The organism is Bacillus hominis (genome assembly GCF_030348325.1).
In the GTDB taxonomy this organism is placed as follows: domain Bacteria; phylum Bacillota; class Bacilli; order Bacillales; family Bacillaceae_G; genus Bacillus_A; species Bacillus_A hominis.
Genome location: NZ_JAUCFS010000005.1, coordinates 2,534,282 through 2,550,178 on the forward strand (window position 1 = coordinate 2,534,282; position 15,897 = coordinate 2,550,178).

Genomic DNA, 15,897 nt, shown 5'->3' on the forward strand with positions numbered 1-15,897 from the left:
CAACAAAAACAGGCTAGAGAATTCAACGTATTCTCTAGCCTGTTTCACATTATTTTTTCTCAATAACAGCATCAACAATTCCATATTCCTTCGCTTCTTCTGCCGTCATAAAATAATCTCTTTCTGTATCATGAGCTACCTTTTCTACTGGCTGCCCTGTTCGATCAGATATGATTTTGTTAATATCATGTTTTAACTTTAATATTCTTTTTGCCGTAATTTCGATTTCTGTTGCTTGCCCTTTTACACCGCCAAGTGGCTGATGAATCATGATTTCACTATTAGGGAGTGCAAACCTTTTTCCCTTTGCGCCAGCTAATAGTAAAAGTGCACCAAATGATGCTGCAAATCCCATACATAGCGTTTGCACATCTGGTTTAATAAGATTCATCGTATCTAATATTGCAAATCCTGCTGTCGTTGAGCCGCCAGGACTATTAATATACAAGAATATATCTTTCTCCGCGTTTTCTGCTTCTAAAAATAATAATTGTGCTACTACACTGCTTGCAACTTGATCGTTAATTTCTGAACCAATCATAATAATTCGGTCTTTTAATAACCTCGAATATATATCATAGGAACGCTCTCCTAATTTCGTTTGTTCTACAACGTATGGAATTGTATTCATTTTTAATCCCTCCAATAATTGTTATGCCGCGCAAAGCATACAACTGTAGGAAGAAGGTTTTTTCATACTGAATAATAACACTGGCTGTTTTGATGGTAACTTCGTGAAATCTATTGTTGGGAGAAGTTTCGTCAACAATTCAGGTCTTTCTTCACGAATAGAAGTTACAACGATTTCAATATCATCCGTGTACTCCACTATTTCAATCCCTTCTTCACTTACAGTTTTCAGCCTATTTCTACTCCTAAATAAAGAAGCTTTCACTGCCCCTTCTGATATGGAACATACTTTAGCAATATCAGCGATACTATATTGAAAAACATCTTTTAATAATAAAATTGCGGATTGTTGTACATTTAATGAAAATAACATTTTCCCTACCATTTCATGCAAATCAGCAATTTTCTCGTGTGGTTCTTCAAAAGTAATTTGTTCCTTTATTTTTTCATGAACTGATTTCGACTTCATCTGGTCTAACCAACGATTTCTAGCTATTTTATATAGAAGCGTCATACAAATATCTTTATTACCGTATTTTTGAAGAACTTTATAAACTGTTTCTTGGGCGAGATCTTCACCGTCCCACTTGTTTTTTGTTAAAAATGTACAGTACCTTTTTAACTCTGCATAGTTCTCAGTTAAAAAGTTTATATTTGAATGATTCATATCGATATGATTCTTTAAAATTCCAGTTACTTTTGTGCACAAAATAACCACTCCTTTTCAGCGCTTACTTAATAAACGATCAATTAAACGAAAAAGTTACGGGGCTTATAAAAAAATAATGTTTATGTTCGATAATTCGCGGTCATAAATATGTTATGTACAATTTTACGTGAGGAGGAACAAATTTGCCAAAATTAACAATTGAAGGTGCTGGAACTTTTGATGTGACAGAAGGAACAAAGTTAGTATTAGCTATTGAAGATAACGGTGTACATATTCTCCATCGTTGCGGCGGAAAAGCACGTTGCACAACTTGTAGAGTAGAAATTATAGCGGGTGATTTCTTGGAAGCAAGCGCAAATGAAAAAAATGCGATTACGGAAAAAGGAATTGAAGATCATTTACGCTTATCGTGTCAAATGCACGTACATAAAGATATAGTCGTTCGTCCGGTACTTACAGTCGAAAATTCAGGTCTTGATGCTGGACCACGTCCGGCGGAGTAAAATGATGAATTTAAAACAGCTCGCGGGCGAATACGCTGCTGATTTTGTAAAGGATGGAATGAAGATTGGACTTGGTACGGGTTCGACTGTATATTGGATAATACAAAAATTAGGTCAACGTGTGCAAGAAGGTTTATCCATTCAAGCTGTACCGACATCAAAAGAAACTGAAGTATTAGCACAGCAACTAAACATCCCGCTAATTTCCTTAAATGACATACAAACTCTGGATCTTACAATCGATGGAGCTGATGAAATTGATTCAAATTTACAGTTAATAAAAGGCGGCGGTGGTGCATTACTTCGTGAAAAAATCGTTGCCTCCTCCTCTAAAGAACTAATAATTATTGCTGATGAATCAAAAATCGTTACACATTTAGGTGCATTTCCGCTACCTGTTGAAATCACACCTTTTTCATGGAAACAAACCGAAAATAAAATTCAATCTTTAGGGTGTCAAACAACATTACGTTTAAAAAATAATGAAACCTTTATAACGGATAACAATAACATCATTATTGATTGTGTATTCCCTAATCATATATCTAATCCTGCCAATTTACACGATCAATTAAAAATGATTACTGGTGTAGTTGAAACAGGATTGTTTATTAATATGACGAGTAAAGTGATTATTGGAACAGAAAACGGCATAAAAGAGTTAAAAGGCTGACTTATAAAAGTCAGCTTGATTATCTTCACGTCAACTCCAGGTGAGACCGAGCGTCGTATCCCACTAATATTGAGCCCCTATCCCAGTCACACGGGGATGCTGAGTAGAAGCACACTAACAGGTTATTAAGCGCTAGCGTAAGGTTGTTGTTTGCTATTTAATAAGCTTTAGCATTTTAGAGTGGACGTGGCCCCACTACCCGCTGGCTATTTAAATACTTCATACGTGTATGCGTTTCATCAATCCATTCCCTTGACTCTCCATTTATAGTACTGTATAGTACTAATATGAAGAAAAATACACTTAGCAATAAAGATATTGCACTGCAATCCGCTTTTACATTGTTTCTTACTAAAGGTTTTCTGGCAACAAGCATGGACGACATAGTCGCACGTAGCAAAGTTTCAAAAACGAACATTTATTATTATTTTAAGAGCAAGGAGGAGCTACTGCTCGCAATTGTTAATCAGTTGATAGCACATTACGAGCAGCGAATTAATTGTATTGTATCTCAAACTGATCTCACCGTTCAGGATAAATTAGAAGCGGTACTCCACATTTTAAGCGATACTATTGAACAAAATAACTACCTTGGCGGTTGTCCTTTCCTGACTCTGTACACACAGACGCCTATTGACGCCACTGAAATTAGAGATAGAATCAAGAGTTTTTTTGAAAAACAGCTGCATGGTGTTGAATTGATTTTAGCCCAAGGGGTTTCACGGCAAGAACTAAAGGCAGAGCTGCCTGTTAAAGAAACAGCCTCGTTGATTGTCTCCTCTATTGAGGGTGCTCTCTTCTTGGCTCAAGCTTCTAACAACCAAGATATAATCAAAAATTTATTTCCTACTTTAGCTTCCATGCTAAAGTAATATTTTTAGTTGTATTAGTACTAATTAGTACTATAAAATAATAAAGGAGTGCTTTTATTATGAATATCTTCATGACCGGCGGAACGGGTTATATTGGACGTCATCTAATCGCTAAGTTAGCTTCTCAGCATCAGATTTATGCACTTGTACGTCAAAAAAATCGACTTCTTACCATCATCAATCAACTGCCCCCCGATCAACAGAACAACATTGTTCCCGTTATCGGTGATCTAACGCAGCCTCGATTAGGTTTAAGTGATGCCAACTACAAGCAATTACTTGAAACCGATCTGATTATTCATGCAGGAGGTCCGATGAATATTGAGCTGAACCTCAGTGAAGCTGAACAGTCTTTTCTCTACCCTGCAAAATCCCTTGCACGGCTAGCACAGGATATCCATGCTGTAAAAGAATTAAAGCATTTTATCCATGTCGTAGGTTTTATGAGTCCCTACCATGAACAAAATGCATTGTTGGATCTAGATCATTTGCTTGACAATCAACCACCTTATGAAAAAATGAAATTTTTAGCCGACTCTTATATACGAAAATCTCTTCATAACATGAGCATTCCCTTATCTACTGTTAATCCCAGTGTAATCGTCGGAGACTCCTTCTCAGGGAAAACGGAACAGATTGGAGGCCTTAGTATCTTAGTTGATGCTGTACGGCGAAATCTTATGCCACTTGTGCCGGGCGGCGACGATTATTGGTTGCCAATGGTTCATATTGATCATGTGGCTTCGTTTATTTCAAAACTTGCTAATACAGAAGGGTTATCAAGCAATACCTACTATCTTTTAGATTCTAAGCAAGAGAGTCCGTCGATCCGAAATTTCATCCAACTCATGGCACACGAATTGCAGACAACACAGCCATTAGGAACTATCCCACTTCCATTATTGAAAACTGTGCTTAAAATGGGTGCCGGTAAAATGCTCAGTATTCCTAAAGAATCCATGAGTTTTCTTGTTAAGTCGGAATTCCCTGTTTACAGTAAATTAGAAATAGAACAAAGGCACGGCAGCAATTCATTCGTAGTCCCTTCCACGCTCCCCTTTATCATTAGCGATTTGGATTATCGGTTAAATCATTTAGGCTTGGGTCAAAATGTGCAAAAAGATTTTAGTCAACGAAGAAGGGCTAACTTAGTTTCGCTAGAGAAAGATAGGAATGAAACGCCTATTATTTTTCTGCATGGTACGTTCAGCAATGCGGATGCCCTTTTGCCCCTCTCACAATTTTTAAGCAGTTTAAATACTTGGTTCATAGATTTACCTGGATTTGGGCGTACCCCTTATCACCATAATCCTTCTGTGCTAGAAGGCTATGTAGAGAGCGTTTCCACTATGATCACTGAGTTGAACAGACCCGTTATATTAGTGGGGCATTCATTTGGCGGATTGATTGCGGCTCAAGTGATGGAACGACTGCCCTCACTGATCAAACAACTCATTTTGTTGCAGCCAGTACTGCATCCTATCCAACCTAAATATAGATTTCGACATATTACAAGTTTCGTTCTAAAATATATGGAGCCCGCCCGTTTGGAAAAAAAGCTACTTCAAGCCAATAGCTTCAGAACAGCCAGTCAGTTACTGAGTAATTACGCTCACTCTGTCGCTCGTGATTTAAAATCCCCCCGCATACGCAAAACTAACGCTACGGTCATGTCTTGCTTAACTATATCAAAATCCATTCAACTAAATCCCGAGACATGGGATAAGAGGAAAATTAAGATACTATGGGGGGCTTTGGACAAAGATCATCATGTCCCAAAGCAGTTTGAACACTTGGATATTACACATATTCAATACGGTCATCAGTTTCCTGTTGAATCCCCTGAACTAACTGCTCAATGGATTTCTCAAGTTGTAACAGTATAAAGGTTCTTTTGATAGTATTGATGGAGGTATGTATTGTCAACACAAAAAACGGTTATTCTTTCTGACTATGCTCGTTTAGTTTAGAAAGAATAACCGTTTTTGTACTTTGGGTTAAGTTGATGGGCATGCAAGCATGAACTTATGGCAGGGAGATTAAAAATTTAAGCAATAAAAGCTTTTAAAAACTTTTGATCGTTAATTGTTCGAACAGTAGCACCTGTCTTCTCAATACGCTCCCTGAAAGCTTCTATTGAAAAATAAACGACCTCTTCACCGCGGGAAATCAGTTCCTCTACAACTTGCAATGTTGGAGTTATATGTCCTTCTGATCCGGCGTTAATGAATAAAACTCTAGCCATTACATACACTCCTTAAGTTAAATCATTTCCATATTGTTAAGAGTATGGATACTCTCCATACTCTTTGTTTCATTCGCCTGCTAAATTGACCTCGCGAGCCTAAAACCAAGATCATCTATATGAAATGTAGGATGGCTACGACGTCGACAAGTAGCGCCGCAACCTCTAGCAGCTTCAGCCCAACTACCGCCACGAAAAATTCTGTACGACCCATACACTTTTTCATCATACAAATCATAGCACCATTCCCAAACGTTACCCAACATATCGTATAGTCCCCATGCGTTTGGTTCTTTTTTACCGACCTCATGAATTTGTCCACCTGAGTTTTCATTATACCAAGCTATCTTATTAAGTTCTCCATATATGTATCCAGTAGTCCCTGCTTTACATGCATATTGCCACTCAGCTTCAGAAGGTAATCTGTAGCCGTTCGAATCTAAATTACAACTAACCATTTGACCGCCATCACTAATAAAATAATACTCTTTTAATCCTGCTTTTTTTGAAAGTAAATTACAAAAAGCGATTGCATCATTCCATGACATATTTATAATTGGCTTGTTGCTATGTTTATAATCATTTGCCGTACTATTCGTAAAAGCATAATATGTTTCCATCGTTACAACATACTTTGCAAGAAGAAATGGTTTAATTTGAACATTCCATTGCTGTTTAATTCGATCATCTCTTAATATTATTTCTCCTGCCGGGATTTTCACCATATAAGAATCAATTGAGCGAATGATTTCTTTCATTATTATCCCCCATTTCAAAATGGAACATAGTTTAATTTCTAATACAGCAACCCTTACCTTACTTCTGTTAAGAATCGTTGAACCTCATTTGGAGATTTTAAAATAATAACTTTTTTGTTCTTACTTAATTGATCTAGTTTTGTTAAAATTGCAGGTCTTTTCGTCTTAGGATATTCCCATATCCATTTAAAAAATTGTAAATCAAACCTTTCTTCACATCCCGCGCCCATATCCGGTCTTGTTTGATTTCGATATTGTACAATTCTTTTAAAAGCACGATAAACACAAATCCTTCTATGAATATCAAGAAAAATAATTGTGTCAGCTGCGTTAAGTCTTATATCCATTGTCCCCCCATAATTCCCATCAATAATCCACTTCTCATCTTGAATTAAGTTATTTTGAACTGTTCTTTGTTCCTCTCTCGGAACACCTTCCCAATTGGGTTTCCAAAATAGTGCATCAAGATGATGCACCTTAATATTTAGTTTATTTCCTAACTGCTTTGCTAATGTAGATTTTCCTGAACCACCAGAACCAATTAATATGATTTTTTTCATAAAGGGCTCCTTTTTAAAATCAATTATTTCTTCCGTAACATAAACTCACAAAACATTCCTACACCAACACCAATTGTATAAGCCACTAAATCACTCCATAAAAATCCATAACCTAATACGAGTCCACCTAAAGTCGTTGCACGAATGCTATCTATCCATTCCGCATGGTACAATTGGCTCATTTCAATCCCATAGCAAAATATCAAACTAATAAAAGCTAGTTTCTTCGTTTCTATTTTAGGAAACAAAAATCCGAATCCAGTAAAAATCATTAATGCCCATAAAGCATCACCTAAGTACTCATTTAACAAATCTGGTAACGCAAAAGCAAACTTTCTTGAACTAAGACCTACAATAATAACAACTATAGTAAGCAATGCATATAGTAATCTATTTCGTTTCGTATTCATTTCAAAATCCCCTAATATATAATGTAAAACTGCAAATAGCTAGTAAAATATAATCATTTTACTAGCTATTTATAGTCGACTTCACTTTGCATTTAATCCATTATCTCTTGCTGCTTTTTCTTTGAAAATGATTGTAGTACTAAATCATACGACCAATCAATCATTTTATTAATTTGCTCTTGTTCTACATCCTTATGTATATACACTGTATTCCAATGTTTTTTATTCATATGATATCCAGGAATAATTGTTTCCGGGTAATCTTCTCTTATTCGCAAGGCAAGTTCTGGATCACATTTTAATGTAATCGCAGCTTTTTCATCTTCTTCATGGTTTATTATCGCAAATATTTTATTGTTTAATCTCATACATGTTGCACTCCAACCATCTGGAGAATCTTCTGTCGCTTTTCTTTTCGTTAAACAATATGCTCTCGTTGCATTCATTCTTACTAGCACCTCTTATTCTTTCACAATTTGGTTGCGATGCATCACAATTTGCTTCGTCGCTTTAAACTGCTGTTCACCATAAAACTTTATTAGTTTCTCTCCGCAAAATAGACTAACAATATCAATATGAGATATCTCTTGAAGTAACAGTGTAAGCATATTCTCTCCAATACCTTTATTTCTTACACTCTCATGCACAACAACATCTTCTATGTACGCCCGAAAAACACCATCAGAAACAACTCTAGCAAATCCAATTAATTCATTTTCTTCCCATACTCCAATTGCTATACTATTTTTTAACATTTTTTCAATATCAATTTCTTTTCTTTCTGGCCACCAACCGACAGAATCATAAAGCTTCTTTATTTTTTCTGCACAGATTGGTTGTTCATGTTGTAATTTATACGTGTACATTTTCTTTTCTCCTATCAATTAGTTTACATAATATTATTATAATCTCTTTTCTAAGAAGTGCTGACTATGCCCTTTCGGGTGATCTTCAACGACACCATACTCTCGGTAGCCATGCTTTTTATAAAATTCTGGTGCTTGGAAACTAAATGAATCTAGTAATATTAGTCTACATCCTTTTTCTTTCGCGATTTCTTCAATTTTATATAATAATTGGCTTCCATATCCACCATGACGAACTGATTCATCTACCCATAAAAAATCGATATGAAGGTGATAAAAATACATCGTTCCTGTTACCCCGCCAAAGATTTTCCCTTCCTCATCTTTCACTACGAAACTTACTTGTTCCATTGGTTGCTTTACTTCATCTGTTAAGATGGACATGTTATATTGAATTACTTTATTTTTTATGTATTCGCCTTCAGTGCGAGTACCGTTCTCTATGCGTTTCATATATTTCTTCCTTTCAACGTAGTAAGCTACATTTAATTTTTATTGCTTCTCTTTAATAGACTAATGAATACAAATCCACCATATGTAACAAAGCATGAGAAACCAATTATCCCTGGTACAGAGACATAGCCTATTCTTACATAACTTATAACTGCAAAACTAACAATTAATAATAAAATAGATGGCCAAAATATAAGAGCTGTTTGTCTTCGTCTCTGTTTCAATGTATTTTCTCTCTCTTCAGAAACACGTGTGCCAAAAAGCAATACAATACAAATAAAAATCGCGGCAAAATAAATTGTATCTAATGACAAATTGTGATCGTATAGTGCGATTCCAACTTCCAAAGCAATAATTGTTACAATTAAAATGATGATCGTTGAAGTTTTTAAATTTCTTTTCAATCGTTCACCCCTACGATACTTTTTTTATATTCTTTGTATAAGCACCTCAAAGCTTCTACCACTGTTTTATCAACCTCTTTATTATCAAATCGATTAGGTAAATCTTTTCCCTCAATAAAATAAAAAAACGGGAATTCATTAAACAGTCTCATTATACCAATATTTACTGTAGCTATGGGCAATCCACCTGTCATATTCATTCCTCTTTTTGTATCATGTTTTCATCTTCTCGAAATTCGATATAAAATGTAAAAAACCTTTTTTGTTAAATTATGTTGGTGAATACAAAAAGATAGCATGAGATTTCTTCATACTATCTTTTGAAATACATACAATTTCTTTTTAGAATTATTTGTACAGTAATAAAAATCTCTATTCTTCTGTAGGATTTTGGGGACCTTTAAGCTCCAATTGATAAAAAGCTAAATCTAGCCACTTATTAAATTTATAACCTGCTTTTTTTATTGTCCCTGCATGAATAAATCCATAGTTTTGATGCAAAGCAATACTTTTCTCATTTTCTGCATCAATTCCAGCAATTAAGGTCATATATTCTCTTTCTTTTGCAATTTCAATCAATGCTCTCATTAAAGAAGTCCCAATCCCACATTTTCTATATTCCTTATCCACATACACAGAATGCTCAATTGAATATTTATAAGCAGGCCAAGCTCTAAATGGGCCAAATGTCGCAAAGCCTACTACTTTATTATCTAGTTCATATACTAAAATTGGATAAGCGTCAGCCTTTTTTTGTTCATACCAATCTATTCTATTTTCAAGGGTTACAGGTTTATAGGCATATACAGCTGTTGTATAAAGTATCGCATCATTATAAATATCTAAAATAGATGTTAAATCTTTTTTCGTTGCTTCCCTTATCATTGTGTTCTTCCTTTCATAATGCTTATCTTCTTTAACTATCCTTTTATCACTTTTATCTTACAGAAATTTCAGACTCATTTCTATATACGAACTCTAGCTTTTCGGAAACCATCAAATATATTTATTGCAGCAGACAGTATATAAATGAAAATTCCACCACCGATTAACCACGTTTTAAATTCCTCTGGGGAAATAGTAAATGCATTTGCCAAATACGTAATAAATCCTTCGTTAAATAAATGTGGATTTACTACAATTACAATGAATATGATTGTTCCGACTACTTGAAGAATCGCATTTCCAATTGCCAATTTTTGCGTCCATTGTCCTTGTACTAACTTATAAAGAGATATACCTATTTCGAAAACGATCATAATTACAACGATCGGCCAGTATTGAAGTAAAACATCTTGATTAAACGTTGGCGCGACAAACTTCAATCCGTTTTCCGTACCATGATATACGCCTACAAGATGATTCGCATAAAAGTAAAGTGTAGCCCATATTGCCGTCCACATTAAACCTCCAAAAACTTCAAACTTTGAGATTTCCTTTTTCTTCGGAATATACGAGATATTTTTCAAATCATCTGGCGTCCATTTTTTTAAACTTGTTGTTAATGGGTGTGGATCCTTTTCTTTATCAGTTCTTTCTATAACAGCAAATACAAGTGTCAACCAGAAAAATACATGGAGGCTCACTTCGAAAATTTCCCCAATGCCTTTACCTATCAATTGTAAAATAACATTTAATACCGCTTGATCACCATTATAGCCTATAAAATTTTCTGCAACCATTGAAATGAGTGCAATAACAGCTGCAATTGGTATAATCATTTTTAATAACGTCGTATATACATCAAAATAACGTGGTCCAATTAAATGCATCGGTCTATCCAAATACCCATTAGCCAAAGAAACTGGACTTCCCAATTTTTCGAGTACGCTCTTCACATCTTCCTCATTATAATCGTCAGGTAACATATCCTCTATTGTTGACCGTAGTTCAAGTGTAATATCTTCACGATTTTTTTCAGGTAATCTCTTCGCAACTTCATGGACGTAAATATCAATCAAACTCATTCTCGTCCTCCTCCTTTAATAAGTTATAAAGTTCTTTCGAATCCTTTATCCATTCCTTTTTCAATTGTAAAAATATCTCTAATCCATATTCACTTAAAACATAATACTTACGAGGTCTACTCTCAGTTTTATCCCAACTACTCGTCACTAGCTCTTGCTTTTCTAATCGGCGAAGTAGTGGATATAAAGTACTTTGATCAATCATGATTCCTGATTGCTCCAATAATTGGACCAGTGAATATCCATACTGCGGCGTTCTTAATTGGCTTAAAACCGCTAATGTTAATGTCCCTCTTCTTAGCTCAGTAATTAACGAATTTAATAAAGCATCCATTTATTCACCTCATTTCCATTACTATATGTCATACAGTATATGTTTTATACTATGTATCATACAGTATTATTGTGACAAAAACAATGATTATTTACCAAAAAAATACATAATTAAAAGCACAAACTATATGATTTGTGCTTTTCTAGCCAACTTAAATATCTATAACACGCTTAACTTTGTATCTCTGGTAATATAAACTCTCCTTTTTCTTTAGAAAATGGGACAACCTCTACAATCGCCTCAACATTGATTACTCCATATACATGCGGGTATTCTTGACCGTTTGAAGCAAGTTCATATTTTATTTCTGCTTTTACAAGAGATGGATCTATTGTAAGTAATAAAACATCTTTTTCATGATTGAAATGTTTTTGAGCAACTTTTAAAGCTTGGTCTAATAATGAACAATGAATAAATCCCTCTTCTTTAAATGAGGCTTCATTAATCTCTCCAATATTTTTCGCGATTTCCCAATTTCTTTTTGTTATTACTTTTGTAATCATTATCATTTTCTCCCCCCATATCTTTATATAGAAAAACAAGAGGTCTTCTGTTCATTACTAGAAAAACCTCTTGTTTTTGTTATATATTTTTATCTCTTAATTAACGGAGATACTTCCCCACTATAGAAAAGCCATAAATCATGCAGCGACCTTGTACATCCGACATACAATAACTTCGCATCATGTTTTGTATTTTTGTAATGCTCCTCATCAACGTCGATTAGAAGTACTGCATCAAATTCTAAACCTTTTGCTAAGTAGACAGGCACTACCGAAATACCACCCTCGTATTTACTTTGATCTGCTTCAATGACATTAACAGTCAACCCTGCATTTGTTAACTTCTCATATATATCACGGCATTCATCATCTGTTCTTCCAATTACCGCGATTGTTTTCACATCTTCATTTTGCAAATGCTGTAATGTCTTCAAAACTTCAGTAAATTGCTCCTCTGCATGAATTACCTTTACTTCTTCACCACTACGGAAAACAGGTGTAGCAAGCCCTACAGGAATTTCTGCATTTTTAATTATTTCATTCGCAAATTCAATAATTTCTTTTGTCGAACGATAACTTCTCGTCAGTTCATAATAACCTGTTTCTTGAAAGACTTCCTTAAAGGCATTCCAGTCTTCAATTCCTTGATAATCATAAATTGCTTGCGATAAATCACCTAATATAGTAAAAGAATTACCTAGTGTAATTTCTTTTAGTACATACACTTGGAATGGTGAGAAGTCCTGCGCTTCATCAATAACGACGTGATGAAACTTCTGTCCGATTTCAATTCCAGTTATTCGATGATGTATGTAAATTAGAGCTGGTAAATCTTCTCCATACACTTCTTTTTTACGACAATTCTTATCTGTTTCTTGCACTAATTCTTCAGGTAATACGTCGAGTATTTCTTTACTTTTCAACATTGAACTGTATAGTGAAAGTGGGCTCATTTTCGGCCAAAAATTCATATATGTGTTCAATCTCTTTGTCGCTTCTTTTTTTAGTAACTTTTTCTCGTTTGTTTCTCCAAACTTTTTAAGTTCAATTTCAATCCAGCGCTTCATACGGCCGACTAAACGTTCTCTTCTTTTCTTTAATGGATAATGTTTATATTCAACTTGCATCCATTTTTTAACGTCTTCCACTGGAATAACTGCTTTATCCCACGCCTCAAAATCTTTTGTCGGTAATAAATCTTTTTCAAATTGAACCATTCTCTCTTCAATAAACGACTTAAACTCCAGCGTTCCTTTTAATTTACCGAGCATAACCTTTTTTTCATCACGATTAATTGAAAAAGCTTCTTTCAATTTTTCTTCTGTCTGCTTCAGTTTCACCGAACCATCTAACGTACGTAATGCCCAATCTGGAAACGTTGTTTGACTAATATTGCCTACACCTAATTCAGGAAGTACACTCGAAATATAGTCTAAAAACAAACTGTTTGGAGCAAATACAATCATTCTCTCCGCCTCTAGTTGTTCACGGTATTCATAAATTAAAAAAGCAAGGCGATGTAAAGCGATCGTTGTTTTTCCGCTTCCCGCAACCCCTTGAATTAATAATGGTAAGTTTCTTTCCGCACGAATAATATCATTTTGCTCCGATTGTATAGTCGAAACGATATCTTTCAATTTATTATCTTTATTCTCACCTAATCGATATAGAAGAAAATCATCAGCATGCGATACATCTTCATTTCCTTTCACATATGTATCAACAACACGTTCAAGCTCTCTTTTTCGAATGGAAATATTTCTTTTTAAATAAACATCACCTTCTACTAACCCGTCTGGTGAATGATAAAACGCTAATTCTTCTCCACCGGTAAATGAATAAAACATACTTGCGACAGGTGCTCGCCAATCAATAACCATCGGTTTCATCGTATCTTTATCTGAAACACCTACTTTACCGATGTAAATCGGCATAACATCTTCTTTGCCATCCTCCTGGAAGTCTAATCTTCCAAAGTACGGCTCTTGCACACCAATACGTAAGTTTTGTCTATTAGACTCCCTCATACTTTCAAGAATTTGCTCTTTAAAATCTTCTCCATAATAAACCGGGATTTTTTCAAGTTGCTCTAATTGCTCATCCATCGTACATAAAATATCTTTCATTTTTTGTAACTCTTCTTCAAAAATGTTGTTCATTTGATGATTCCCTCCTGTCCGTTCTAATTTTTCAGTCGAGATACAATTGTATTAAAAATCCATTCACAAAGTCAATAGTTTTAGTGGGAATTTTCCGAAATAAAGAAAAACACAAAAAAGCATGCTTCTTTATCTAAGATTTTGAAGTATCCTTAAACAAAATTTTCTTTCTCTTTATTCCCTTCACTTCATAGATTACTTACAAAAAATCTAGATGGTACTGTATGTGAAAAAAACATTCTAGTTATCCGAATCATTCCACTGACGACTTATTTTTAGGCCATAATCCATATCGTAAACTTCTTTTATAGCTTTAACTTTTTCAAGACTTTCATCGCTAAACACAGGTTTATTTTCAAAAGAATGTAGAACGATTCTTTCAAGAAGAACGCCTAGCGAAATATCATGATATTCTGCCATCGCTTTCAAAACTTTTACCATTCTTTTTTCCATCCTAATACCAGTTTGCACACGTTCAACTTTAATTTTTGTGTTTTTTTCATTTATTTGTTCATTATTTTGTTTCATAATTTCACATCCTTAATGTAAAAAAACGTTATTTTGTTACCTTGATAACAATGTATCATTATAACACCGATGTATGTTTTGTCAATTGTGTCATTTTATTATTGGTTAAACATAATAGATTCTCGCCTATTACTATTATCAAGATAATGTAAATTTGTATCCATATAACGAAAAAAACGCTATTCTTTTTATAGAAATACACAAAAAGGATGGCGTTTTTAATATAAATTTATCGATTTCAAATGAACTAGTATTAGTTTTTAAAGACATACAATGATATATGCCGCCTAATAATTTGGAGTGATTAGTTAGAAAGATTTGATTCGCTTAACAAACAAGTGAATATATTTCATAAAAACTAGTATACCTTTGTGTTTCATTTAGCCAAAACATAGCTCATTCTTCATTAACCCAACCTTTCAGTCTTTTAGAAGCTAACAAAGATATTTATATGAGTATAGAAACACTCAACCAAAAATGTATACCAACTATTTTTGTTATTAGAATCTATAAATTTGAAATTCCCTTCACATAAATTCAGCTTAATGTGTATGAGGGAGAAGCCAAATCTATTCTTTATTTCTTTTTTACTTTTATACGATACGATAAGCACTCATGTAATGAGGTTTGCTCTTTATATCGCGATTTTTCAAAATCAAATGCTCCGCCTGGGAAGAATCCTACAATACTTAAACCTGCTTCATCGCATAGATTGTTAATCCCTTCCACTGTATAGCAACGTAAAGACTGTGTCACAATATCATTTGGATCATTAGGTTTCCACCAATGATCTAACATTCTTTCATTTATACTATCATATTCATATTTTCGCATAGCTGAACTTAATGACATTTCTTGTCCACTTACTTTTTTCCAATACAATGGTTGATAAATATCAATAAGTGCACATCCATCATCCTTCATCCAATCTTTAATCCGTTTTAGTAGAAACAATTGCTCATCATCTGTTCCTACACCAAAGCCGTCTAAATAACTTACTACATCAAATTCTTCTGGAATGTCAATTTGATAAAAATCACCATGATGAATCGTAATATCCTTACTTGAATGCTCCCTTGCAAATTCGACTAATTCTGCCACAAGTTCAACTGTAGTCATTTTTATATGTAACTTAGACATCGCTCTTGCGAATCCACCATTTCCTGCACCAAGTTCTAACATCGTTTGAAATGGATAACCAACTTGTTCTTGAACTTCTTTAGCAACCTGCTCTAGCCAGTTTTCCGTATTTATATCATAATTCGACAGTTCAAATTGTTTTTTGTAAAATTCCTTCACATTTAACTCGTTCATTATTATTCTCCTCCTGTAATAGATTTTCCTACTACAGGTGAGAAACTA

Annotated in this window: 20 protein-coding genes and 2 pseudogenes; 4 read left to right on the plus strand and 18 right to left on the minus strand. The window is 34.3% G+C overall.

Annotation, left to right across the window (positions count from 1 at the left end; translation table 11 throughout):
* Positions 1–49: 49 nt before the first annotated feature.
* Positions 50–631 (minus strand): ATP-dependent Clp endopeptidase proteolytic subunit ClpP, encoded by a 582-nt coding sequence (clpP, locus tag QUF93_RS15610; protein WP_002119947.1) that lies wholly within the window; start codon positions 629–631, stop codon positions 50–52.
* A gap of 21 nt (positions 632–652) precedes the next feature.
* Positions 653–1,339, minus strand: coding sequence for an RNA polymerase subunit sigma-70 (locus tag QUF93_RS15615; protein ID WP_002119948.1), 687 nt, complete (start codon positions 1,337–1,339; stop codon positions 653–655).
* A 143-nt stretch (positions 1,340–1,482) separates the two neighbouring features.
* On the opposite strand from QUF93_RS15615, the gene QUF93_RS15620 reads away from it, so the two are divergent.
* From QUF93_RS15620 to QUF93_RS15635, 4 genes are all read left to right on the plus strand, one after another.
* Positions 1,483–1,803 (plus strand): 2Fe-2S iron-sulfur cluster-binding protein, encoded by a 321-nt coding sequence (locus tag QUF93_RS15620; protein ID WP_002119949.1) that lies wholly within the window; start codon positions 1,483–1,485, stop codon positions 1,801–1,803.
* 4 nt (positions 1,804–1,807) lie between these two features.
* Positions 1,808–2,476 carry a ribose 5-phosphate isomerase A gene (gene rpiA, locus QUF93_RS15625; RefSeq protein ID WP_289375687.1) on the plus strand — a complete coding sequence of 223 codons (669 nt, stop codon included), beginning with the start codon at positions 1,808–1,810 and terminating at the stop codon, positions 2,474–2,476.
* Between the two features lie 287 nt (positions 2,477–2,763).
* Positions 2,764–3,348 (plus strand): TetR/AcrR family transcriptional regulator, encoded by a 585-nt coding sequence (locus QUF93_RS15630; protein ID WP_033711866.1) that lies wholly within the window; start codon positions 2,764–2,766, stop codon positions 3,346–3,348.
* A gap of 59 nt (positions 3,349–3,407) precedes the next feature.
* Positions 3,408–5,234, plus strand: a complete 1,827-nt coding sequence (locus QUF93_RS15635; RefSeq protein ID WP_289375689.1) for an alpha/beta fold hydrolase — start codon at positions 3,408–3,410, stop codon at positions 5,232–5,234.
* A gap of 164 nt (positions 5,235–5,398) precedes the next feature.
* On the opposite strand, the pseudogene QUF93_RS15640 reads toward QUF93_RS15635, so the two are convergent.
* The 16 genes and pseudogenes from QUF93_RS15640 to QUF93_RS15715 all read right to left on the minus strand — a co-directional run.
* A pseudogene (locus QUF93_RS15640) lies at positions 5,399–5,593 on the minus strand (glycosyltransferase); the annotation flags it as partial.
* Positions 5,594–5,673: 80 nt separating this feature from the next.
* Positions 5,674–6,351: a formylglycine-generating enzyme family protein gene (locus QUF93_RS15645; RefSeq protein WP_002119957.1), complete on the minus strand. Its 678-nt coding sequence runs from the start codon at positions 6,349–6,351 to the stop codon at positions 5,674–5,676.
* Between the two features lie 53 nt (positions 6,352–6,404).
* Positions 6,405–6,911, minus strand: coding sequence for a DNA topology modulation protein (locus QUF93_RS15650; protein WP_289375691.1), 507 nt, complete (start codon positions 6,909–6,911; stop codon positions 6,405–6,407).
* Positions 6,912–6,934: 23 nt separating this feature from the next.
* Positions 6,935–7,321 carry a ribosomal maturation YjgA family protein gene (locus QUF93_RS15655; protein WP_289375692.1) on the minus strand — a complete coding sequence of 129 codons (387 nt, stop codon included), beginning with the start codon at positions 7,319–7,321 and terminating at the stop codon, positions 6,935–6,937.
* Between the two features lie 92 nt (positions 7,322–7,413).
* Positions 7,414–7,767 carry an MmcQ/YjbR family DNA-binding protein gene (locus tag QUF93_RS15660; protein ID WP_133059347.1) on the minus strand — a complete coding sequence of 118 codons (354 nt, stop codon included), beginning with the start codon at positions 7,765–7,767 and terminating at the stop codon, positions 7,414–7,416.
* 15 nt (positions 7,768–7,782) lie between these two features.
* A complete protein-coding gene (locus QUF93_RS15665) occupies positions 7,783–8,187 on the minus strand; it encodes a GNAT family N-acetyltransferase (RefSeq protein ID WP_289375694.1) in 405 nt (134 codons plus the stop codon).
* Between the two features lie 36 nt (positions 8,188–8,223).
* Positions 8,224–8,640, minus strand: coding sequence for a GNAT family N-acetyltransferase (locus tag QUF93_RS15670; protein ID WP_002119968.1), 417 nt, complete (start codon positions 8,638–8,640; stop codon positions 8,224–8,226).
* A 32-nt stretch (positions 8,641–8,672) separates the two neighbouring features.
* Positions 8,673–9,044: a hypothetical protein gene (locus QUF93_RS15675; RefSeq protein WP_289375696.1), complete on the minus strand. Its 372-nt coding sequence runs from the start codon at positions 9,042–9,044 to the stop codon at positions 8,673–8,675.
* Positions 9,041–9,241, minus strand: a pseudogene (locus QUF93_RS15680) (serine hydrolase); the annotation flags it as partial. The gene QUF93_RS15675 and the pseudogene QUF93_RS15680, both read right to left, overlap by 4 nt.
* Before the next feature lie 175 nt (positions 9,242–9,416).
* Entirely contained in the window at positions 9,417–9,929 is a 513-nt protein-coding gene (locus tag QUF93_RS15685) for a GNAT family N-acetyltransferase (RefSeq protein ID WP_002110294.1), read from the minus strand.
* Positions 9,930–10,009: 80 nt separating this feature from the next.
* Positions 10,010–11,011, minus strand: coding sequence for an HAAS signaling domain-containing protein (locus tag QUF93_RS15690; RefSeq protein WP_289375699.1), 1,002 nt, complete (start codon positions 11,009–11,011; stop codon positions 10,010–10,012).
* Positions 10,998–11,345, minus strand: a complete 348-nt coding sequence (locus QUF93_RS15695) for a PadR family transcriptional regulator (protein ID WP_289359381.1) — start codon at positions 11,343–11,345, stop codon at positions 10,998–11,000. Before QUF93_RS15695 ends, QUF93_RS15690 begins: the two co-directional genes overlap by 14 nt.
* A gap of 170 nt (positions 11,346–11,515) precedes the next feature.
* Positions 11,516–11,848, minus strand: a complete 333-nt coding sequence (locus QUF93_RS15700) for a DUF952 domain-containing protein (RefSeq protein WP_289375701.1) — start codon at positions 11,846–11,848, stop codon at positions 11,516–11,518.
* Positions 11,849–11,937: 89 nt separating this feature from the next.
* Positions 11,938–14,007, minus strand: coding sequence for a HelD family protein (locus tag QUF93_RS15705; protein WP_289375702.1), 2,070 nt, complete (start codon positions 14,005–14,007; stop codon positions 11,938–11,940).
* 240 nt (positions 14,008–14,247) lie between these two features.
* Positions 14,248–14,535, minus strand: a complete 288-nt coding sequence (locus QUF93_RS15710) for a hypothetical protein (protein WP_289375704.1) — start codon at positions 14,533–14,535, stop codon at positions 14,248–14,250.
* A 576-nt stretch (positions 14,536–15,111) separates the two neighbouring features.
* On the minus strand, positions 15,112–15,849 hold the full coding sequence (locus tag QUF93_RS15715) for a class I SAM-dependent methyltransferase (RefSeq protein ID WP_289375705.1): 738 nt from the start codon (positions 15,847–15,849) through the stop codon (positions 15,112–15,114).
* Positions 15,850–15,897: the final 48 nt, after the last annotated feature.

Excerpts from the sequence above, each read along its gene's own strand:
- QUF93_RS15645 (WP_002119957.1), bottom strand. The coding sequence starts at position 6,351 with ATGAAAGAAATCATTCGCTCAATTGATTCTTATATGGTGAAAATCCCG.
- QUF93_RS15695 (WP_289359381.1), bottom strand. The coding sequence starts at position 11,345 with ATGGATGCTTTATTAAATTCGTTAATTACTGAGCTAAGAAGAGGGACA.
- QUF93_RS15650 (WP_289375691.1), bottom strand. The coding sequence starts at position 6,911 with ATGAAAAAAATCATATTAATTGGTTCTGGTGGTTCAGGAAAATCTACA.
- clpP (WP_002119947.1), bottom strand. The coding sequence starts at position 631 with ATGAATACAATTCCATACGTTGTAGAACAAACGAAATTAGGAGAGCGT.
- QUF93_RS15635 (WP_289375689.1), top strand. The coding sequence starts at position 3,408 with ATGAATATCTTCATGACCGGCGGAACGGGTTATATTGGACGTCATCTA.
- QUF93_RS15685 (WP_002110294.1), bottom strand. The coding sequence starts at position 9,929 with ATGATAAGGGAAGCAACGAAAAAAGATTTAACATCTATTTTAGATATT.
- QUF93_RS15630 (WP_033711866.1), top strand. The coding sequence starts at position 2,764 with ATGAAGAAAAATACACTTAGCAATAAAGATATTGCACTGCAATCCGCT.
- QUF93_RS15700 (WP_289375701.1), bottom strand. The coding sequence starts at position 11,848 with ATGATTACAAAAGTAATAACAAAAAGAAATTGGGAAATCGCGAAAAAT.
- QUF93_RS15705 (WP_289375702.1), bottom strand. The coding sequence starts at position 14,007 with ATGAACAACATTTTTGAAGAAGAGTTACAAAAAATGAAAGATATTTTA.
- QUF93_RS15670 (WP_002119968.1), bottom strand. The coding sequence starts at position 8,640 with ATGAAACGCATAGAGAACGGTACTCGCACTGAAGGCGAATACATAAAA.
- QUF93_RS15715 (WP_289375705.1), bottom strand. The coding sequence starts at position 15,849 with ATGAACGAGTTAAATGTGAAGGAATTTTACAAAAAACAATTTGAACTG.
- rpiA (WP_289375687.1), top strand. The coding sequence starts at position 1,808 with ATGAATTTAAAACAGCTCGCGGGCGAATACGCTGCTGATTTTGTAAAG.
- QUF93_RS15690 (WP_289375699.1), bottom strand. The coding sequence starts at position 11,011 with ATGAGTTTGATTGATATTTACGTCCATGAAGTTGCGAAGAGATTACCT.
- QUF93_RS15660 (WP_133059347.1), bottom strand. The coding sequence starts at position 7,767 with ATGAATGCAACGAGAGCATATTGTTTAACGAAAAGAAAAGCGACAGAA.
- QUF93_RS15655 (WP_289375692.1), bottom strand. The coding sequence starts at position 7,321 with ATGAATACGAAACGAAATAGATTACTATATGCATTGCTTACTATAGTT.
- QUF93_RS15665 (WP_289375694.1), bottom strand. The coding sequence starts at position 8,187 with ATGTACACGTATAAATTACAACATGAACAACCAATCTGTGCAGAAAAA.
- QUF93_RS15710 (WP_289375704.1), bottom strand. The coding sequence starts at position 14,535 with ATGAAACAAAATAATGAACAAATAAATGAAAAAAACACAAAAATTAAA.